This is a genomic window from Paenibacillus sp. J22R3 (assembly GCF_056269305.1).
This window is the reverse complement of the sequence record NZ_JBWDNS010000003.1, coordinates 556,803-578,371: the sequence shown is the minus strand read 5'-3', so window position 1 is coordinate 578,371 and position 21,569 is coordinate 556,803. Positions and strand designations below refer to the sequence as shown.

Genomic DNA, 21,569 nt, shown 5'->3' with positions numbered 1-21,569 from the left:
CTTTACCGAATTCGTTGAGCTGTTGAAGTGAACACAAGAAGCCACGTTGGAATAATTTCCAATGTGGCTTCTTGTGTAATAAACAATCCTAATTGTTCCTTATATATTTTCAATATGTACCCACGGTTATAATTTCAATCATACTGCACAATTCAACCAGAAGGAGTTAAATGTAATGATTCAACTATTACAAGCAGACCATGCTCGCGTATTGCCATTACTGAGAAACCTAACCTATAAACCTGTATCTGCATATTCCGTCATTAATCATACTCATTCTGGGAAGGTGTTCGTGGATAACGAGATAAATCCTACCTGCTGTTTTATTGTTCATTCATATGGCGTTTATTTTGTAGCGGGATCAGACGATAATGATCCGTTTATAAACGAAGTAATAGATTATTTACTGAATCCTCAGAACCATTCAAGTTATTACGATCTGTATACTTCAACACCCGAATTACTGAAACCAATCAGCGACAGATTGGCAGGGAAATCGGTTCTTTTGCATCGCGCTTCTTTTTCATTCGACCCTTTTAAATTTCAAAAACTAAGAAGCGCACTCGATATACGGCCCGAGCAATTCGTAATGAGGAGAATGGACGCGCAGTTATTCGACAAATATCAGAACGAAATGGACTCCTCCTATCAATCTCTATGGGGTTCTTCAAAAGATTTTATGGATCACGGATTTGGTTATTGCATGATGAAAGATGATCGGTTTGCTAGTGTGTGTAATTCAATGTTTGTTGGTGGCGGATATGCGGATATCGATATCGTAACCGTAGATGATTTCCAGAAGCAGGGGCTAGCAACTCTTACCGGAGTATCGTTTATCGAACATTGTTTGAACCATAATCTAGTACCGAATTATAACTGTGATGCAGGGAATGAACGATCCATACAGCTAGCGAAGAAGTTAGGATTTGTTCAAAATCATGTTTTTCCTATGTTATGGTGGCATCAAGATCAAAGGATAATCGATGATTATTTGAAGAGATTTAATTACTCAACTAGCGCTGATTAAGTGAACTCGGCACAATAGTAAAGTATCTCATTCTACTCAAAGTCGATCCTATGGTATACACTTGGATAATCAAATCTTTCCAAGCGAAAGGACGGAGCTATCGGTGAAGCAATTAGGGAAATTGACAACGGGACTTCCGTTGTCCAAGCATGCCGGAGTTTACGAGAATCCGCTGTATAAAGGTGCCGAATCGACCGGAGCTTATTCCTCGGTTCATCCCGATCCATATGTATTGAAGCACAACGGATTGTACTATTGTTTTGCTACCGGAGGAGCTGGTGTACCGGTTATGCGTTCCTCCAATCTCGTCGACTGGGAGCCGATGGGGTATGCATTCTCCATGCCTGATCGCGAGAGCTACTGGGCGCCTGCTGTCATTTACCTCAACGGAATCTTCTATATGTATGTATCCTCCGTTGCCCTCGGCGAAACCGATCCTCATTACGAATATTTGCTCGTTGCGACATCTGATCGTCCGGAAGGGCCTTATTCCTATGTGAAGACGTTATACGACACCTTTACCATCGATGCGCATGTCGTAAAGGATGAGCAAGGACGCTTGTTCCTATTCTACTCGGACAACAATACGATGGGCATCGACAAAGACCGTCCGGGGACTGTTATTCTCGTTGATCGCTTGCTTGATCCTATTACGCCTGAGGGCAAACCTCAGCTTGTCGTCAAACCGACGCTTGATGAGGAAATCTATGAAGAGAATCGGTTTGGCGATGGCCGCAATTGGCATACGATCGAAGGTGCATGCTATCTGAATCGGCGGGGATTAGGGTACGTCATGTACAGCGGGAATGCTTTTACCAAACCCTATTATTTCATCGGTTATTCCATGACCGTTGACAGAGGCAGCGGTATTGCCGAGAGAGAGTGGAAGAAGGTTCCGAGTGAGCACGTGTACGAACCTCTGATGCGTCGCAATGATGATGTTGAAGGCGTCGGTCACCATTCCGTGGTCAAAGCCCCGAATAATGTGGATGACTGGATCGTCTACCACGGACGGGACAACCATCAACAGCTCATCCCCCACAAGGAGCAGCGCCAGATGCGGATTGATCCGCTTCTTTGGAAGGGCGATAGGATGTGGGTGCCTGGTCCTTCGCATACTATGCAGGATGCGCCGGCGATGCCTGTATTCCGCGATCTGTTCGAAGTTGCAGAAGTGGAGAGCTTGTCCCCGCGATGGAGCATCGATTCGGGAGCCTGGTCGGCAGGCGGATACGAAGCATTGCAGAATAGTCTCGTAGGTATTGGGTCGGCGCTGTCAACGGAGTCGTTCACTCACTTCGTATATGAGCTGAACGTCAAGTGGGAGCCAAACCATATGGGCGGATTGTATGGGGCGTATATCGGTTATTCCGATATGCGCAATCATACACAAGTGCTGCTTGATGTGGGAAAGAAGCAACTGATTGTTTTCTCTGTAATGAACGGTTTGAAGAGTGAACCTGTGCGGGTCAAGCTGGATCAGGCATTGTGCTACTCGGTGTTCCATAAGCTGACGATCAGCAAGGTTGGGCAGCTAATTGAGGTGCTTGTGGATGATGTCTCCACACTGGAAGGACGATTCCCTGTATCGTCCGGACGTATAGGGCTGGTTACTCATTACACCCGAGCAAAGTTCGCCGGAGTTGCCGTCACGCCGCATGCGCAATTGAATGCGAAGACCGCGGAAGCTTTCATCGGCATGCTTCAGGTTGACGAAGAAGATGATCATGCCGCGACGTGGCAAGTCAAAGAAGACGTTTTGTATTGTACAGCCTTCAATAAACCATCGCTGTTATGGATGAAAGAAGAGCTGCTCGGCAAGCAGTTTCAGTTCCGTGTTGACCTCCAATTCGAGCAAGGCGCTTCGGGTTCGGCAGGCATGTTCCAGCTGTGTCTGTCAGAGACGCCAGACCGTTTGTCGAACCGGGAGTGTACATTGACGCTGGACCGCGAGAAACATGAAGTGAAGGTGGAGGGCACGAACGGTCAGGTTGTAATGCAGGCAGAGCTGCCTGCGTACTTTGACTTTAGAGACGTGCATACGCTTCAACTGCGTCAGACCCGGAACAATTGCGTTATTCTGTTGGACGAATATCTGATCTATCAAGGGGCGAGATGCGGCGGAAAGATGCTGGGCTTCGGATTCTCAGTCCATGCACAGCTCTCAGGAATCGAGATTACCGAGCTCCCATAATACTTGTGCAGCATTATCATAAACAACAAAAATCACAGCCGCATGCGGCTGTGATTTTTTGTGTCTGGTTGAGTCGTAACCTCGAGAAGAGAGAGATCAACCACTATTGCCCTGAGCGAAATAGTCACGCGTATCTTGGCGAGCCTTAGGATTTAATACGCGATCGAGCTCTTCGTTCAGCCATGTCAACGATTTTGTGCGAAGTTGATTACGCATGGATTCCTCGGCATCGCGCATCGTTAAGTTAATGACGCAGGGAGTGGCCCTGGTGCATGCCGCAAACTCCTCGTCGACCCGGCACAGATAACTGTTATCCTTAATATTTTTGCATTGAAAAATAGGCGTTTGGCCTTCAACGGCTTCTACGACATCCCAAAACGAGATTTCCGCAGGAGGCTTGGCTAGTCTATAGCCGCCTTTTACCCCGGGAACGGATTTGACGATGCCGGCTTTCGTTAATTTTCCGAAAATTTTAGACAAATAGGTCTCTGAAATGCCTTGAAACGCTGAGAGCTCTTTAATCCCTATAGTCGCATCAGACGGAATATCGATTAAATATACCAAGCAATGCAGCGCATATTCAACACCTATACTGTACTGCATGCAAACACCTGCTTTCTGGACGTGAAACGTAATACTAACATCTTAGGGGGATTAATACCCCTTGTCAATTGAGGGTTGGCGTAATTTGCAAGTTGAAATGCGCTCCCTTTCAATTGACAACCTCGAAGTTAATCGCTATATTATAGACAATGTTTATAGACGATAAACGTTGTCGACAATTATAGAGCAAGAAAGAGAACAGAATTATCGGAGGTTAGACTGCATGAACAATCATCACGAGGAAGCAAAGGAACGCAAAGCTATTTCCCACCGGAATGAAGAGATCGAGTGGCAACAAGTGGAACACGTACCGGGAGAACGAATCTGTATTCGCGTAACAGGCGAAGATACGAATGGCGCATACTCCATCTTGGATCTAGTTAAGGATTCTTCATATGGTTCATCATTTGGCCCGCCCATTCATGTTCATGAAAGAACCGACGAGATTTTCCGTGTCATTGAAGGAAAAGCTCGATTCTATTTAGACGGCAAGGAGATCGATGCGGAAGCGGGCGATATCGTTGTCGTTCCCAAAGGGACGGCGCATACTTTCGCTAATTTTGACCTTAACACTCCACTGCATCTTCAGATTACGTTTACTCCCGCGGGCGATGAGCTTGCATTCCAGGATTGTGTCGGCAAGACAATCGAAGAAATTATTGAACTGTCCAGAACCAAATATCAGGTCATCTTCACAGGGCCGCCACTTGAACAATAAATGAGGGCATAACATCGTGACACATCATGAACAACCTGACAAAGAACGACATGCCATTTTCCGACAAAATGAGGAAGCAGAGTGGATCGACTTGATCCACACCCCCGGAGAAAGGTATAGAATCCGCATTAAAGGCGAAGATACCAATGGAACATACTCCTTTATTGAAGTCATGATGGACCCGAAGGATGAACCGCCGTATGGACCGATGCTTCACATTCACCAGAGAACCGACGAAATATTCCGTATCTTGGAAGGACAAGCTCGATTTCATGTAGATGGAGAAGAGTTCGATGCAGGAGTAGGCGATATCGTCAACGTTCCCAAAGGTACCCCTCATGCTTTCGCGAATTTTGGCGACTCTCGTCTACATTTGCAGATCATGTTTATTCCAGGTGGAGAAGAAGCTTTCTGGCAGCAAATAAACGGGATGCCGTTAGATGAAATGGAAAAAGTATGCAAAACATATCACGTAGATATAGTGGGTCCGCCACTAAATAAATAACTTAACAATCGAACTGTCACTTTCATAAAATAAAAGCACTTATTGGAGGCTACTAGTATGTCAGCAGTATTGGATGTCATGGGACCACGTATTCAACTCTTAACGGATTTGTCGGAAAATAGGGATTACTCCCTGATGAAGGCTGAAGTTCCGCCGGGTGTTATTGTTCCTGTTCATAGTCATGATGATCGTGAAACCTTCGTTGTTCTTTCAGGTGAACTCGAAGCTTTCACAAACGACAGTTGGAGAGCTGTTACCGCCGGTGAGACGGTTGATATTCCGGGAAACGTAAAGCACGCTTGGAGAAATTCTTCTAACGAAACCGTAACCTTGTTAGTCGCATCGACGGCAAAAATGGGCGAATTCTTCAATGAAATTGGGCGACCGGCTGATACTGTACCACCAGGTCCTCCTGCGCCGGAAGTGTTAATGCATTTCGTTACAGTAGCACTGGCTTATGGTTATTGGCTTGGTACCCCTGAGGACAATGCGTCAATCGGTATCTCGCTTGGCTAACACTGCCGAACGCAGGATATTCGTTTCATAAAGGAGAGAGACTTATGAATAAAATGCTTATCATTAATGCCCACCCGAAAGTAGAATCGGCAGCTTCTTACAGTTCGAATGTTCTTCATCATTTTGTGACGACCTATAAGGAATTGAATCCAAGTGAGACCATTGAACAAATTAATCTGTACAGCGAAGAAGTACCGGCAGTCGACCAAACGGTACTAAGTGCATGGGACAAGCTGGCGAAAGGTGAGCAGATTACTGCCGAAGAACAGAAAGTGACGTCGCGAATGGCTGAAGTTCTGCAGCAATTTAAAAGCGCCAATAAATACGTCATCGCAATGCCGCTTCATAACTTTAATATTTCCTCCAAGCTTAAAGATTATATGGATAACATCCTGATTCCTCGCGAGACATTCAAATATACGGAGAATGGTTCGGTAGGGCTGTTAAATGACGGTCGAAGCCTTCTTGTTATCCAAGCCAGCGGTGCCGTGTACACCAATAATGACTGGTATACGGAAGTTGAATTTTCTCACAAATATCTCAAGTCCATGTTTCATTTCCTGGGCATTGAAGATTATCAGATCGTCAGGGTTCAAGGAACAGCTGTATTAGATCGGAATGAAATATTGGAGAAAGCTTATAAAGAGGCTGAGAGAGCCGCGTCCTATTTAGCCAAAGTTCCTGAAATGAGGCACTGATAGCATCACTGGCACAATCGTGCATCACGCAATCTTCTATATAAATAACAATAAGCAACCACATTGGTATGAATCCAATGTGGTTTTTTTTTTTGAAGTTTATGCAAAGACATCATCGCCTTGATTGTTCTTCATGGTTAATTAATATATTGTCGAATTTAAAACATATTAAATATGTTATATTTTTGGATAAATCGTATTGACAGTTCGGAAATCTGGGTATTTTGCCCTGATCGAACAAAAGAGAGCTTCATTCTGAAGAAGTACGGTTTGTCGAATGCTGTTGGAAAGTATATCTCCTGATAAGGCTTGATTAAATATATTAAATATATTATGTTTGTATAAGGTTAATGAAAACGATTTCAGAGATTTGAAAGCGCGTCGTTTGACCATATCCTGTAGAAGGTGGGAGGAGTAATGATTGCAAAAGATGCAAGAGTTGAAGTCATGCCCGAAGTGGCGCGGTTAAACAAGAACAGTGCATGGGCTAAAGTATGGAGTTTCAGATCTATCTACTTATTTATGCTCCCCGCTTTTATCTGGTATGTCGTTTTTTGCTATTATCCGATGTACGGCATTCTGATTGCGTTCAAAGATTTCAAATACAACTTGGGAATTCTGCACAGTCCTTGGGAAGGCCTTCGGTATTTCAAACAATTCTTGGGCGATTCCAGTTTCTATTCGGTGCTCTACAATACGTTATCCATTAGCTTCCTGAAGCTGTTGCTTGGATTCCCGGCGCCGCTCATCCTTGCATTAATGCTCAATGGCGTTATGCATAGCAAACTAAAGAGAATTTTCCAAACGATTTCCTATCTGCCGCACTTTGTATCCTGGGTCGTTGTTGTGACGCTGATGCAAAAGATTCTTTCTCCTAACGTGGGACTTGTCAATGACATCAGGGATCATATGGGGTATGAGCCGATCTTCTTTATGGGGATGCCGTCCTTATTTTATCCGCTGGTCGTCATTTCGGATATTTGGAAGGGCGTAGGATGGGGCTCGATCATTTATTTGGCCGCTTTGACCAATATAGATCCACATTTGTACGAAGCTGCGGAAATGGACGGGGCAGGTCGGTGGAGCAAGCTGTTTAGAATTACGCTGCCATCACTGACGCCTACGATCGGGATCTTGCTGATCTTCTCTCTCAGCGGCGTTCTGAACGCCGGCTTTGACCAAATCTGGTTAATGCAGACACCTGCTACACTCAGCGTCTCGGAAATATTAGACACTTATGTGTTGAAAACAGGTATTCAGCAGGGGCAATTTGCTTACTCCACGGCCATCGGGTTGTTCAAGTCACTGATTTCGCTGCTTCTCATTGTGGCCGTTAATAAGGTTTCCAAAAAAGTAAGCGATGTATCGCTATGGTAATCAGACAACATTATTCAATGAACCTAAGGAGGTGCAGGTATGGGTGTGGCAAAACTGTCGGCAGCTGATAAATTCTATACCACAGTGAACTATACGCTGCTGCTCATATTCAGCCTGACGGCACTCTATCCCTTTATCTATTTCTTGGCGCTATCCTTCAATGACGGCTATGACGCCATGAAGGGCGGAATCTACTTCTTCCCGAGGGTCGGTACGTTTGAGAACTATAGCAAAGCATTCAACAACCCTCAAATTCTCAATTCCTTTTGGATCTCCATTTCCCGAACGGTTATCGTAACCGTGGGTTCTACACTGCTGACGGCCTTACTGGCCTATGGGCTTTCGCGGAAAGGCTTGCCGGGCAGAAAGTATATCGTCTTCTTCTTCTTCTTCACAACCCTGTTCAGCGGAGGTCTTATTCCGACCTTCATTCTGTACCGTGAGCTGCATATTCTGAACACGTACTGGGTGCTTGTTCTACCGTCGCTGTATAGCTTCTTCAATGCGATCATTATGAAGACGTTCTTCGACGGGATCCCGTTAGGTCTATCGGAATCGGCGCGAATCGACGGCGCAAGCGAGTTAAGCGTATTTTGGCGAATTATTCTCCCGCTTTCGATGCCGGTAATGGCTACCATAGCCCTGTTCGTCGGAGTAGGCGTCTGGAACGACTGGTTTACCGGGCAGTTCTTCATCCAGAAGGAAGATCTTCAACCTGCGGCTACGTTCCTGAACAAAATGATCAGTGAAGCGTCGTTCCAGTCCATGACGGGTTCGAGCAGCGGATCGTCCATTAAGAACATGAACGAAAACCAGATGGCGCTGCGAGGCGTAACGCCTGAAGCACTCAGGATGACCTTCGTTATCATTATTACGGCACCGATTATCTGCGTGTATCCATTCCTTCAGAAGTATTTTGTTAAAGGCGTACTGGTAGGTTCGCTCAAGGAATAGTCGATTATCGAGTATAGAAGGCATTGCCTTTTATATAAAAAAAATTAGCAACAGAAAGGGGCTTGTCTAATGCGTAAGACCAGACTAAAAAGTTCTCTTAGCTTGATGCTTGCCATCCCGATGATTGCATTATCCGTAACGGCATGTGGAGGAAACAACAATGATTCGGGCAACACGAATTCCACAACTTCGGAGAACTCGGGGGAAAACGGATCCAATGCACCTAAGGAGGCAACTCTATCCTTCTTAAGCGCATGGAACGGCGGCGGTGGAGGGTTTCCGCAGGATCAGGAAAACAATCCGGTTGCCAAAGCAGTTAGAGAAAAAACAGGCGTAACGTTAAAGCTGGAATCCATCACAACAAGCGAAGTTGAGAAACTGAACACGATCTTTGCTTCGGATACGGTTCCGGATATCGTAAATGCGCCGTACTGGTCGACGACAGGCGGGGAAGGACAAGTCATCAAGAAAGCGGCTCTGGAAGGTCAGCTTCTCGATTTAACACCTTATCTCGATAAATATCCGAACGTGAAGAAACTGATGACGCAAGGCGTAGCGAGAGACTTTGCAGAATTCGACCTGAATAGTCCTGATCTGGAAGGCAAGCAATATGTCATTCCTATGCAGACGCCGGACGGCACGCCGGAGAGCATTCATAACTGGAACTACGGTCTCTATGCCCGTGGAGATATCCTGAAGGCGCTGGGTGTAAATGGTGCAGATATCGACACGGAAGACAAGCTCGCGGATCTGTTGACTCAAATCAAGAACGGCGGCTTCAAAGATATTAGCGGCAAGCCGGTTATTCCTTCCGGAACGATGCATAATGGCTGGGACTATAGCCAATTCCTATCCGGCTGGTCCGATTACAACATTTCGGACTTCCGTCAGGAAGACGGCAAGCTGATCCACTGGACACAATCCAAGGACCAAGAAGCTCGCCTGCTGTATATGAGAAAGCTGATCACAGGCGGTCTCTTTGACCCTGAGGCATTCAGCAACACGGATACGACAGCAAAAGAAAAGCTCGCTACGGGCAAGCTGGCTGTATTCGGCGCTCAAAGCATGATCGGCGATTTGCAAAAAACGCTCTATAAAACGAATCCGGAAATGCAGTACGAGCTGCTTGGACCAATGAAGAACAAGAGCGGAAACATCGTGACGCAAGTAGAGAAGCCGGGCCGTTCCGGATTCCCTGTTATCTTCTTGAGCGCGAAGATCAAGGATCCGGATGCAGCGCTGCGTCTGATCGATTACTTGAACAGCGACGAAGGCCGACTGCTCGCTTACTGGGGCATCGAAGGCAAAGACTATACGCTGGCAGATGGCAAGCCGCAATGGGTTGCGGACGTGAAGAAGCAGTTCGACGACAATCCGGATGTGAAGCGCGACGAAGGTCTTAACTATCTCTCCGGCAGCTTCATGGGCGCGTTCTCCTCTGAAGTCACTTGGCCGATTCCGGATGACCAGAAGACGCAATGGGAGAAGCTCGAGGCAAGCTACTCGAAGAGACTGCCGATCCAAATTATCGACAAGGTCAGCGCGACTTATCTGGTAAGAGATTGGCCTAAATACCAAGAGTTCAGGGATAAAACGGCAAGCTTGAACTTTGACGAAGAATTCCGCAAAGCCTGCTACGCGAAATCCGATGACGAAGCGCTGAAGATGCTGCACGGCATTCAAGACAAGTTTAAATCTGCCGGCGTAGAGGAAATGGCTGCGTATGTCGGTGACAAAGCTGCATCGCGTGACGATATCGGCTGGTAATACGAGGTTGATTGGGGATTAGTAAAATAGACCAAATCGCATGTTAGTGCGGTTTGGTCTGTTTTATGTTTGGGAGACTACTTATAATGGATTATAGATCGTACAAGGGTGGTGATCTTGCTTTGGATGGTAGAAATAAGAAGGATGAGCACAACGTATATGCCTCACTGGAAGGCTTGGTATGTAAGCTTCGAGATATCGCACAAAGTAAACAGCACAGGAATGATTGGGAGCTTAAGCTTCAATTTATCGAGAAACATATGATGCTCGTTATGGCCAGCGGTAAAGGCCGTCTTCATATAGATGGACATTTCACAGAACTTCGACAAGGCAGCGTGTATGTACTAAAGCCGGGCCAACTCATTGAAGCCACCGTTCATTCGCTTGATGAACGGGGGTTCTATGAATTGGGATTCGATGTTTTCAGTGATGAACCGGCGTCTTCGGAATCGCTTCATAAGGTTATACGGAACAGCCCGTTTCCGGTGCAAGGGGAGGTAAACGTTTCATCGCCGGTATCTATTCACATTGCATGCCGGACAATTGACGAAAACATGAAGAGCGGAGAACCTTTAAAACGCTTCCGAAGTCAAATTCTGTTCCAAGAATTAATAGAAACCATTCTGGAGGAGGCGCTTCTCGTCCAAGAAATCGGCTTGGAAGCCGCTTTGGAATTTGCAAAAGGTTATATCGAGCAGCACTATCGGCAGGAACTGACGATCGAACATTTGGCCAAATTAGTAGGCATCAGTCCGCGTCATTTTATGCGATTGTTCAAGAAGAGGTATGGCACCGGCGCGATTGATTATTTGACGTTATTCCGCATTAAGCAGGCGCAGCAGCTCATTCGAGCAGGCGGACAAGATCGGCTCCGAGATATTGCAAGGCATGTCGGCTATCAGGATGATATTTATTTCCGGCGTAAATTCAGACAGGTCACAGGTATACCGCCTGCGGCATTTATGAAGTACAGCAGGAAGAAGATCATCGCTTATCATAACGCGAATATCGGGCAGTTGATCGCCCTTCAAATCACGCCTTGCGCAGCGCCGGCTGAACATCCTTGGACCGATTATTATAGAAGAAAATATGAGACGGATGCTGTAATACCGCTCAGCTCGATTGAACGGGACAAGAAAGAGGAAATTGCGCTTGCCGCCCCTGACTTTATCATCGGGGTCGACATCCATGCTTCAGTCGAGGAACAGAACGAGATGAAGGCAATCGCACCGGCTTATTTCGTGCCGTGGATGGAGAATGACTGGCGCATGCATTTGCGACTAATCGCCCAGTTTCTTGATATGTCTGCCGCCGCGGAAGTTTGGCTGGATAATTATGATCGTAAAGCTCGTTTCGTAAGAGAAGCGGTCTGGGACACGGTGAAAGATGATCGTCTTCTCATCCTGAGAATTACAGGTGAGCATTGCACCGTTTTGTCCAAGCGAAGTCTGGCTACGGTATTTTACGATGATTTGCAGCTGATGCCCGCACATGGCGTAGATCGCATGAAACCAAATCAACAAGTGGATCCGGTACAGCTGGCGGCATTTGAGGCAGACCGAATCCTACTCGTCGTGGACGAGGATTCTCTATCCCAATTCACGTGGAAGACAATAGCAAATTCCGAAGATTGGAACAGGCTGAAGGCGGTTGCGGGCAATCGCATAGCGTTCATCCCGGCTTATCCTTGGATTGAATACACGGCGTTCACGCATGAGTTCGTACTTGAAGAAGCGCTTAAGATTTGGCGGAATCGTGCATAAGTTTATGTCGTTATTATCAATATTCCGAAATTGAAAATTCATTTATACTCCTAATAGATGATAATGATAATCAATTCTATTTAGAGATTATCCTGTCGAAAATAGTTTTTCAGGAGGAGCACCGGAGAAATGAAACGAAACGTACGTTGGGTCAGGGGATTAGTTATCGTATTACTCATTATGGTTAGCACGGCATGCGGAGCGGCCAACTCATCGACGAATAAGTCCGATACAGCAGCGGAGAATGCAAGTAACACGAGCAACACAAGTAATGCAGGTAATGCACCTGCAGAGGAAACAAATCAACAGCGCATGGTGACAACCTTGAAAGGCGACGTCAGCATTCCGGCCGACCCTAAACAGATCATTGGCCTATCCGTCGTTTATCCGGAGTTTCTGTACGCGCTTGGCGTAACACCGATAGCCGTTCAAAACTATCACTTGGAATTTCCTGCTTATTTGAAGGATTCCTTTAAAGATACGCTCAAAATGGGCATTGCAAGAACTCCTGATTTTGAAGCTATCTTAGCGTCTAAGCCGGATTTGATTATTGCACCGACATGGTGGTCTGATAAGGATTACGGACAGCTTTCCAAAATCGCCCCTACTGTTCTTCTGCCGGAGCGGAGTGATTGGCGCGACGAATTACGCGATATCGGAGAAGTCCTCGGTAAGAAAGAACAGGCCGAGACGGTCATTACTAATTTGCAAGCCAAGGAAGAGGAAGCCAAGAAGAAGCTCGATCAATTAGCCGGCGATGAGACCGTGCTCTATATGGAGATTATGGATAAGGAAATCTTCATATACGGTGAAAACAGCGATCGCGGTAAGTTTATTCATAAAGGGCTTGGCCTGAGCGCCATTAAAAATTTCCCGCAGAGCGAGAATAGCCTCTCGATTTCACTGGAGAAAATCCCTGAATACAACCCGGATCATATCATTTTGCAAATGAGCGACGATGCGAACCAAGCCGTGCAAGATCGGTATAAAGAAATGCTGGGCAGCTCTTTATGGAAGAATATGACGGCGGTGAAGAACAACCACGTTTATCTCATGGGAAGCAAGGAATGGTTTAACCTTGGCATGTCTCCGCTTGCCGATAGCAGCGCCATTGACGATGTAGTTCATGCATTTGAAGGAAAACAATAATAAAGGAGGGTATGCCATGAGTACGAATGACTTGGGGCGACTCGAGGAGATGTTTTTTCTGACATCGAGAGTGCCAGAGAAACCCGTGCTCATCATGCCCGCGGTAGATTTATTACATGAAGACAAACTGCTGCATTTAATGAATATATACAGTCCGCTGATCCAAGCAAAAGAACGGCCTGAAGTGGCAGCGATCTTCATCAGCTGGTATGCGTGCGTGTGCGCAGCGTTGCATCATATGTTGTTTCACTGGAAAGACACTGTCCTAGAAGTATCATTCTCTAATTTGACCGTTCAATTAGTTAACGGAGCATCCTATCCGGAGTTTCTATTTCAAATTAACAATAACTTATACAGAGAGATTCCAGTTGAAGGCCGCGGCGCTTGGATGAAGAAGGAGCTAGATTCCTTCTACAGGGAACAAGTAACGCCTTTGATTCAAATGCTAGCGCGTGCGGCTCGAATGAATCCCATTCTATTATGGGGGCAAATTGTGGATGCCGCTTATGATCAACTGGAGGAGGAGCTGGACGAACTCACGGACGAGGAACGAAGGCAGGCAATCCTTTATCACTTTCAGACACGTCTTATCGATATCGATGCCAACGCATTCGGACTTCTGAAAAATCCTTTTGCAACGAAACGCAGGTATATTGAGCATCCTGAGAATCCGAATCATAGGTTGGCATTGAAGACGGCTTGCTGCCTAGCTTATCGTATACCTTTTCGCCAGAGTAAGGAATTTATCTATTGTTATACGTGCCCGCGTCTGAAAGAGAAAGAGCGTGTGCTAATGAAAGCGAATGGTCAGTACTGATGGAATGAATAAACGCTGTTGCGGTTGCAACAGCGTTTTATTTTGCCCAATTCATGCCTTTGGGTTTAATAATTAAACAAGATGTTCGTCGTCTGGTTGCCCTCTCCACGGTCGAGAAAACTATAATTGACGCGATAATCATTAAACATCATATCCGTATCATTGATCCTGTCATACTTATAGTTGTTGTCTCGTGCGGTTTGCGCAATGGAATCGGTCAAACCTGTGAGCGAATGGCCCGTTACACGCTCAATGAAGCCTTGTGCAACAGCGATCACTTCCTCGTTCTGGTCAGGCAAGCTCTCAATCTGCACGAAGCTGTCATAATCCGTGTATTCAGCTCCTTTTGGATGATCGCCGTATGAAAACAAGACCTTATTAGCCTGACTTATTTCATACAGCGTATAATCCACTCGGACCGTTTTCGCTTTTATCGTGTAGTCCTTTGTTTTCAAATATTGAGTTGCGGATTCGAGACGGGCTGCCTTGGCATCTGGCTGGACAGGCTCATTCTTGATAGGCTCGGTCTGGGTCTCGGACTTAAGAAGCGCGGGATCCAGCTTCGTTCTCAGCACGGCAGAGACAGGAGTAAACACGTAGAGCTGACCGTTGTAATACTCCGCCGACAAGATGTTATAGCTGAACGAAGTGGATAGCCGTGACCAGATGATGCCGTCTCTTGAGACTAGGATGATGCCATCCCGGCCGACAGCGACGAACATCCCTCCCGTATACTGGATATCGTGTAACCCGGTATGCGGTCCACCTGCTTCGATACCGCTGTTGTAGCGCACATGGTAGCTCCAGGTCTTGGCATCCTCCGACCGGAATAGCTGTACAACGTCGGAATTAGCGTACATCATATCCGTAATGACTACGAACGAGCCATTGCCCCATGCCACACCGGAATAATCATAATCATTTTTATTCCCCGGCCATGGCGTCGCCTTCGTCCAATTTCGGCCGTCGTCCGAACGAACCGCCATGCCTTTCTCGCCTACAGCGAGCAGCGTCTTGCCATTCCATGCAATGCCGCGGAAATTAAGATAGGGATTGGCCACGTATTTACGCCAAGTCTTCAAGTCCTTCGATGATAAAATAATGCCGCCTTCACCAACGACGTAGCAGGTATCTCCCGCCATTACGGCTTGAATGAGCGTCTGCTGCGTAGGTGAAGCCAGCTTCGTCCACTTCAGTCCATCGGTTGACGTCATCATCAGACCTCTTTGACCGACTGCGAAGAAACTTTTCCCCGTCCAGATGACATCATAGAGCGGAAACTTTCCCTTCACGCTACTATATTGATGGCTGTCGTTTGCGTTCACAACCATAGAACCGCGCCAATTCAGGGGTTCATTGTTTTCTTCTAACGTAGGTGTTGTGCCGCCGACGGTCACGAGCTTGCCGTTTGCTGCGGCTGCACCGGTTAGAAATACAGGAGGAATCGATTTCTTGGGTTTGGTTACCCAGTTAATACCGTCTACAGATTCATAGATCACATCATAGCGATTGAGCACATACTTCGATTTCTCATAGACAATGCCATCGATATAGAAGTCATCGCTTGGGACTTTGGACGTTGACCATGTCTTGCCATTGCTGCTGGTCATATAGACACGGTTATCCTGCTTGGTCTTTCCAAATACGAAGCATCTCTTCGGCAAACATTTAATTTGCGACCAGTTTTTATTCGGTGTAGCAGTAACCGACCACTTGATTCCGTCCTGCGAGACAAGCATGGCGCTGTCTGCCGCGAGATAGAAGGTTCCATTCCTATACTCCAGATCGCCATAAGTGCCTTTAACGGGAACGGATACTTTCTTCCATGCCAACCCGTCGGTCGAATAGAAGAGAGACTCGGCAGTTCTGGCGAGCATGACCTTCCCATTCCATGCAAGCTCATTGATATCGGTTTCGAGCTGCCCCGGATGCGCCGTCCATGTCACGCCGTCATCGGAAGTCGCGAGCACGCTCTTAAATTGCTTCATATAGGATCTGCCTGAAGCAACCGCGACGAAGCGCTTGCCCGTAAATACGGCATCCACAACATTGCCCATCGGGAGGTAAGAGGGTGTTTCCGACCAACTCATCCCGTCTGTGGAGGTCCAGACAGAAGTACCTTTCTCGGAGCCCTCATCGTTAAATCCAATGAACTGCCCTTTGCCAAAAACGATTGTGCTGAGATCTCTCTCATTCTCGGCTGTCGTCTTGTTAGCCCAATGGACGCCGTCCTTTGAGGTATACTGACTTGTGCTGACGTAAATTCCGTTCCCATAGGCATAGTATTGCGGTTCAATGGGTGCATCATTCCCGTATAAATACGACCAGTCCGTCTGCAAAACCTCCATCGTCGCCTTCCCTTCAGCGTGGACAGGTGGAGATGGGAGAGCTGACAGTAGTGCGAATAGGCTCAGAATTGTGAGCAGAATGATTCTGTTAAACGTGTTTCTCGGCATTGCCTGCGGGCCTCCTTCTAGTTGATAGTGACGCGTTAAATTCCAAAATAATACAACCTAGCATTCGCAAAGTATATCAAAATATGTAAATATTGAACAGGTTTCATAGAAACGTGCAATGAGCGCATGCTAGGTCGCATACAACTCTAAGTTAAATAGAAGTCACAACTTGTCGTCATTTTTTTGAAAATGGTATACTATTTTTATTAAGTCCAATAATTGAATGAATAATATAATATAGCGGGGGATATACAGTGATTGTAACGAAGACGAAGCGAGGGACTAATCTTGAAGATGTACAGGAAATGAATCGTTCATTGGTCATTCGCCTCATGCGAAGGAGGTCGGTATGCTCAAGAGCGGAATTAACTCAAGCCTCTGGACTCAATCAATCCACGATCACGAATATCATAAATGAGTTGATCAGTTGGGGAATTGTGGTAGAGACGGGGGTTATCGATGGCAAGAAAGGGCGTCGTTCCATCGGGATTAAATTAAATAGCGAGTCTTATAAGATCATTGGGATCCGCCTTGCAAGGAAATCGATCACGGTCGCCTTGTACGATCTGGAAGGAATCGAGTACAGGAAGCAGCAGATTCCTATTGATATGGCGGATGGATCAGCTAATGCCTTCAATCGGATGAAGGAGCTGATTCGGGATATGATCCAATCCAATTCGGTCGGCAACGTCGTAGCGATGGGGGTGGTTACGCCTGGCCCGCTGTTTCGCGATGAGGGTAGAATCGGTCTCATGACTAATTTTCCCGGATGGGAGAAAATAAACATTCAGGAAGAATTAATGAATGATTTCGCCCTCCCCGTTTATATCGAGCATGATGCTAAAGCAGGGGCTCTGGCGCATTGGTGGTTCGGAAAATCCGATCAGGACCAAGGTGTTATGATCTATGTGGCCGCAGGCCAAGGCGTTGGAGCAGGAATCGTCGTAGACGGTAAGGTCTTCCGAGGTTCACTCGGCATGGCAGGCGAAATCGGACATATGAGCATCGATTTCAAAGGTCCGCAGTGTGAATGCGGCAATAGAGGATGTCTGGAGCTATATTGCTCTACCTCAGCGCTGCTGAAAACCTTAAACAAGGAACATGCTTCGCTCAAGTCGGTCTGGAAAGAATTAGAAGAGGATAAGAATAGCGAAACGAAAGACGCTGTCAGACAAGCAGCATGGTTTCTTGGTTTCGGTCTTGTCAACATCATAAACACCTTTAATCCGGATCGGATCATCCTAGGCGATGAACTGGCCGAAGCGGGGGCATTGCTTCACGATACGGTGAAATCGGTCATTAACGAGCACGTGCTGCCCGATGTATCGAGTAAATTGACCCTAGAACTTGCTTCTGACGACATGGATACCATGCTGGTCGGCTCTGCAATCGTAGCGATCGAGAGCATATTGGACCAGCCATCCAGTTATTTGAACCTGCATATCTAAAGTGAAAACGTTTCAGCCCAGCCAGAAATTTCTGGCTGGGCTTTTTCTTATGCATGGAAAGAAGGAAAAAAACAGTATATTTATTACTTGATTAAATCAATTAATTAATTTATAGTAACAATAGAAATAATCAAATAAAATATTAATTGAATTAATGGAGGTCGCAGCATGTCATTACTGATGGGGATTGATATCGGAACCTCAAGCGTGAAATCCATGGTCATGGATACTTCAGGACAAGTGCTGGGATTCGCGCAAATGGAGTATGACATCAATATTCCTGTCTCAGGTTACGCCGAACAGAATCCGGATGAATGGTGGGAGTTGGTCAAGAAGACAAGCGCTCAAGCAATAATGAAAGCGGGTATAGATGGAGGGGTATTAGCGGGGATCGGTTTCTCCGGTCAAATGCACGGATTGGTGGCACTCGATAAAGAAGGTCAGGTGCTTCGCCCGTCCATCATATGGTGCGATCAGCGAGCGATTCCTCAGAAGGTTGTATTGGAATCCCAAATTACGACAGAACAGCTTGGCAATATGGTTAAGAACTCCGTATCAACCGGGTTCCTTATCCTATCGTTAATGTGGATGAAGGAGAATGAACCTGATCTCTACAGCCGAATCGACCGGGTCATGCTGCCCAAGGATTATGTAAGGTACCGTTTGACCGGTGAAATGGGAACGGACACAACGGATGCCTCCGGTACATCGGCCTATGATACAGCCTCTCTTCACTGGTCGGATCCATTGATTAGCTGGGTGGGAATCGATAGCAATCTGTTCCCGCCTGTAGGAAAACCATGGGAGATAGCAGGCAGTGTTACGAAACAAGCCGAATTGGAAAGCTGCTTCAAAGCAGGAACTCCGGTTGTATATGGAGGGGCCGACCAAGCGATGCAAGCAGTTGGAAACGGTATCATCGAATCCGGTGACTTATCGGTTACGATCGGAACCGGAGGACAGTTGTTCACTACCGTCGATCAGCCTGTCTATGACAAGAAGCTTAGGACGCATACGTATGTTCATGCGGTTCCAGAACGGTGGTATCTGCTCGGGGCGACGATGAGCGCGGGGCTGTCGTTAAAATGGTTGTCATCACAAGTGTTGAAGAATCTCGATTATAAGGCGCTTGACATGAAGGCGAAAGAGGTTCCCGCGGGAAGTGATGGACTGCTGTTCCTGCCCTATTTGACCGGTGATCGTACTCCGCATATGGATCCGCACGCAAGCGGGATGTTCATCGGGCTCAAGCTGAACCACAATGATGCGCATCTGATCAGAGCAGTGCTTGAAGGGGTCTGTTATTCCTTACGCGATGGAGTAGAGATTATCCGCTCGCTGGGGATTGATCAGAAGAGAATCATTATATCAGGAGGCGGCGCGAAGAGTCCGCTGTGGAGCCAGATTCTTGCCGATATTCTGAATCGGGATGTTTATGTAAGCACCACGGAGGAGCAAGCATGCGTGGGAGCATCGATCATGGCAGGTATAGGTGTGAAGCTGTATGACTCCGTCGAGCAGGCTTGTAAGTCAGTCGTCAAGCTGCACGAGAATCCGGTTCGGCCGAACCCTGGCAACCGCGCGGTCTATGACCGGCAATATGCCGTCTATAACAAGCTTTATGAACATAACCGGGAACTCTTTCCCATGCTGAATACCATTACGAATGAGAATGGAGTGTTGAAATGATGCTGAATGCAACTGGCGGCGGTAACTTTATGGAGCTTAAGAATAAGCGGGCTGAACAATCCTTGAACCTTGGAGCGCTCAAAGCATTAACGATTGGAGCAAATGTGAGGAGTGGAGAACAAAGCGAGGAACTGCTCTGTCTTCAAGGCGATAACGAAACTCCGGCAATCCGCATCCATTCCGGAGAGCGGACAGAGGTTAATCAATTGTTGCTTCTGGTTGACCTTTATACGGATGCCAAGGATACGCCATTAACATTATCCGTTCCCTGGCAAGCAATCGGCGCGGGAGAACACGACCTCCTGCTTCGCTATAGCGGACATCTAGTCGAGTTATTCGTCGACGGCGTGTTAGTCGATGAGGATTGGCCGATGGGCTCCGTTCTATTGGAGAATGCTGGAGTACAAGTCTATGATGGGGCACTGGAAGCACAACTCTGGCCTTATGCCTTGACGGAGGCAGAACGGGAGAACCTCATTCGAGATAAGCAAGATCTGGAGAGTCGAAAGACGCTGTACCTGGGGACTGAGCCGAGCTCCATTCAGTATTGGAAGCCGAGAGGGTTCAATACCGGGGTCGGTGATTGCATGCCTTATTTCGATGGGGAAACGTTCCACATCTATTATTTGTTCGATCGTCGCGGCCATGCCAGCAAATGGGGATTAGGTGCGCATCAATGGGCCCATATTTCTACGAAGGATCTGGCAAACTGGACACATCATCCCATGGCTGTCGCCGTTACGCAGGAATGGGAGGGGTCAATCTGTACAGGATCCGTTATTAAGGAGAACAACGTTTATTATGCATTCTACGCGGTTCGTGCGGTGGACGGGTCACCTGCTCAATTGACCTATGCGGTTAGTGGAGATGGTATTCAATTCACCAAGTCCGAGACCTACATAAATATCTCAAACCAATATTTGCTCTCCTCTGTAAGGGATCCGCATGTATTTAAGGACGCGGAAGGCGTCTATCATATGCTGATTACGACAAGTCTTGTAGACGGAGCCAAGTACGAGGGGTGCCTCGCCCATCTAATATCAACCGATCTGCAGAACTGGCAAGAGGAAGAGCCATTCATAGTTCCTGGTTACCATGGCGAGCCGGAGTGCTCGGATTACTTTGAATGGAACGGCTTGTATTACTTGATATTCAGCAATGACGGGCTTGCTCGTTACCGTTATTCCAAAGAACCGTTTGGTCCTTGGCTGCGTCCGGCAATGGATACGATTGATAGTGTCCAGTTACGGGTGCCGAAGACAGCTGCCTTCCCTGAAGGAAGGAGAATGGTTACAGGCTTCTTATCCGGACCGGGTCGTTACGGAGGCGAACTGGTTATCCGTGAGCTTGTCCAGGAAGAGGATGGATCGCTTGGACTCAAGATCCCAGCCGAATTTGACGGTTTATCAAACCATGTTGTTACACAGCAAGAAGAGCTCTTATCCCTTACAAATTTGAATGGATTCTCTGAGCAGTTCGTTGGAAAAGTGGAAGGCGAATATGAGCTGACCTTCGAAGCCGTTCCCGAACATCCGACGATGTTCTATGGATTTTCTGTAGCCGCGGATTCCGATTTCAAGCAAGGCAACGATATTCGATTCGAGCCTTCCAACAATAAGCTCGGCGTACATGATACGATCTGCGTCGGTTTCCAAGAGGATGAGGTTTCGTCCATCTATCATGTGAAAGGGTTGGAAGGACGTGTCCGCGTTGAGGCTGTCGTCAAGGCAGGTTTCATCGACATTTGTATCAACGGCAAACGAACATCCATCAGCCGAATAAACAGAGAGATTGCTTATCTGCGATTCTTTGCACAATTCGGAACCGTAAGTTTCCATAACATCACGATTCGATCCGTTCCGAAGAGGTAACAAGGAGGAGTTGTTCA

The 21,569-nt window shown here is 46.9% G+C and carries 17 protein-coding genes; 15 read left to right on the top strand and 2 right to left on the bottom strand.

Annotation, left to right across the window (positions count from 1 at the left end; all coding sequences use genetic code 11):
* Nucleotides 1–175 precede the first annotated feature (175 nt).
* Both AC0YN4_RS17370 and AC0YN4_RS17365 read left to right on the top strand, forming a co-directional pair.
* Entirely contained in the window at nt 176–1,027 is an 852-nt protein-coding gene (locus tag AC0YN4_RS17370; RefSeq protein ID WP_475836288.1) for a GNAT family N-acetyltransferase, read from the top strand.
* A gap of 103 nt (nt 1,028–1,130) precedes the next feature.
* Nucleotides 1,131–3,221 (top strand): glycoside hydrolase family 43 protein, encoded by a 2,091-nt coding sequence (locus tag AC0YN4_RS17365; protein ID WP_475836287.1) that lies wholly within the window; start codon nt 1,131–1,133, stop codon nt 3,219–3,221.
* Between the two features lie 96 nt (nt 3,222–3,317).
* Here the strand turns inward: AC0YN4_RS17365 and AC0YN4_RS17360 are convergent, their stop codons facing one another.
* Complete coding sequence (locus AC0YN4_RS17360) at nt 3,318–3,824, bottom strand: RrF2 family transcriptional regulator (RefSeq protein WP_475782339.1); 507 nt, start codon at nt 3,822–3,824, stop codon at nt 3,318–3,320.
* 223 nt (nt 3,825–4,047) lie between these two features.
* Between AC0YN4_RS17360 and AC0YN4_RS17355 the strand changes: the two genes are divergently transcribed.
* The 10 genes from AC0YN4_RS17355 (at nt 4,048) to AC0YN4_RS17310 (ending at nt 14,088) form a co-directional block, all read left to right on the top strand.
* Nucleotides 4,048–4,542 (top strand): cupin domain-containing protein, encoded by a 495-nt coding sequence (locus AC0YN4_RS17355; protein WP_475782338.1) that lies wholly within the window; start codon nt 4,048–4,050, stop codon nt 4,540–4,542.
* A gap of 16 nt (nt 4,543–4,558) precedes the next feature.
* Nucleotides 4,559–5,047 (top strand): cupin domain-containing protein, encoded by a 489-nt coding sequence (locus AC0YN4_RS17350; protein WP_475836286.1) that lies wholly within the window; start codon nt 4,559–4,561, stop codon nt 5,045–5,047.
* Between the two features lie 57 nt (nt 5,048–5,104).
* The gene (locus tag AC0YN4_RS17345) at nt 5,105–5,563 is read left to right on the top strand and encodes a cupin domain-containing protein (protein ID WP_475782336.1); all 459 of its coding nucleotides are present in this window, start codon (nt 5,105–5,107) and stop codon (nt 5,561–5,563) included.
* A 44-nt stretch (nt 5,564–5,607) separates the two neighbouring features.
* A complete protein-coding gene (locus AC0YN4_RS17340) occupies nt 5,608–6,261 on the top strand; it encodes an FMN-dependent NADH-azoreductase (protein WP_475836285.1) in 654 nt (217 codons plus the stop codon).
* 417 nt (nt 6,262–6,678) lie between these two features.
* Complete coding sequence (locus AC0YN4_RS17335; protein WP_475782334.1) at nt 6,679–7,638, top strand: ABC transporter permease; 960 nt, start codon at nt 6,679–6,681, stop codon at nt 7,636–7,638.
* 39 nt (nt 7,639–7,677) lie between these two features.
* Nucleotides 7,678–8,592: a carbohydrate ABC transporter permease gene (locus tag AC0YN4_RS17330; protein ID WP_475782333.1), complete on the top strand. Its 915-nt coding sequence runs from the start codon at nt 7,678–7,680 to the stop codon at nt 8,590–8,592.
* 69 nt (nt 8,593–8,661) lie between these two features.
* Nucleotides 8,662–10,359 (top strand): extracellular solute-binding protein, encoded by a 1,698-nt coding sequence (locus tag AC0YN4_RS17325; protein WP_475836284.1) that lies wholly within the window; start codon nt 8,662–8,664, stop codon nt 10,357–10,359.
* An 86-nt stretch (nt 10,360–10,445) separates the two neighbouring features.
* Nucleotides 10,446–12,122 carry an AraC family transcriptional regulator gene (locus AC0YN4_RS17320; protein ID WP_475836283.1) on the top strand — a complete coding sequence of 559 codons (1,677 nt, stop codon included), beginning with the start codon at nt 10,446–10,448 and terminating at the stop codon, nt 12,120–12,122.
* A 129-nt stretch (nt 12,123–12,251) separates the two neighbouring features.
* Nucleotides 12,252–13,271 carry an ABC transporter substrate-binding protein gene (locus tag AC0YN4_RS17315; protein ID WP_475836282.1) on the top strand — a complete coding sequence of 340 codons (1,020 nt, stop codon included), beginning with the start codon at nt 12,252–12,254 and terminating at the stop codon, nt 13,269–13,271.
* Between the two features lie 16 nt (nt 13,272–13,287).
* On the top strand, nt 13,288–14,088 hold the full coding sequence (locus AC0YN4_RS17310) for a hypothetical protein (RefSeq protein ID WP_475836281.1): 801 nt from the start codon (nt 13,288–13,290) through the stop codon (nt 14,086–14,088).
* Between the two features lie 65 nt (nt 14,089–14,153).
* On the opposite strand, the gene AC0YN4_RS17305 is transcribed toward AC0YN4_RS17310, so the two are convergent.
* Nucleotides 14,154–16,544 carry a WD40/YVTN/BNR-like repeat-containing protein gene (locus AC0YN4_RS17305; protein WP_475836280.1) on the bottom strand — a complete coding sequence of 797 codons (2,391 nt, stop codon included), beginning with the start codon at nt 16,542–16,544 and terminating at the stop codon, nt 14,154–14,156.
* A 254-nt stretch (nt 16,545–16,798) separates the two neighbouring features.
* Here AC0YN4_RS17305 and AC0YN4_RS17300 point away from each other — a divergent pair, with 254 nt between their 5' ends.
* From AC0YN4_RS17300 to AC0YN4_RS17290, 3 genes are all read left to right on the top strand, one after another.
* Nucleotides 16,799–17,992 carry an ROK family protein gene (locus AC0YN4_RS17300; protein WP_475782327.1) on the top strand — a complete coding sequence of 398 codons (1,194 nt, stop codon included), beginning with the start codon at nt 16,799–16,801 and terminating at the stop codon, nt 17,990–17,992.
* Between the two features lie 168 nt (nt 17,993–18,160).
* Entirely contained in the window at nt 18,161–19,681 is a 1,521-nt protein-coding gene (xylB, locus tag AC0YN4_RS17295) for a xylulokinase (RefSeq protein ID WP_475836279.1), read from the top strand.
* On the top strand, nt 19,678–21,552 hold the full coding sequence (locus AC0YN4_RS17290) for a glycosyl hydrolase (RefSeq protein ID WP_475836278.1): 1,875 nt from the start codon (nt 19,678–19,680) through the stop codon (nt 21,550–21,552). The genes xylB and AC0YN4_RS17290 overlap by 4 nt, the downstream gene beginning before the upstream one ends.
* The last annotated feature ends 17 nt before the right edge of the window (nt 21,553–21,569 follow it).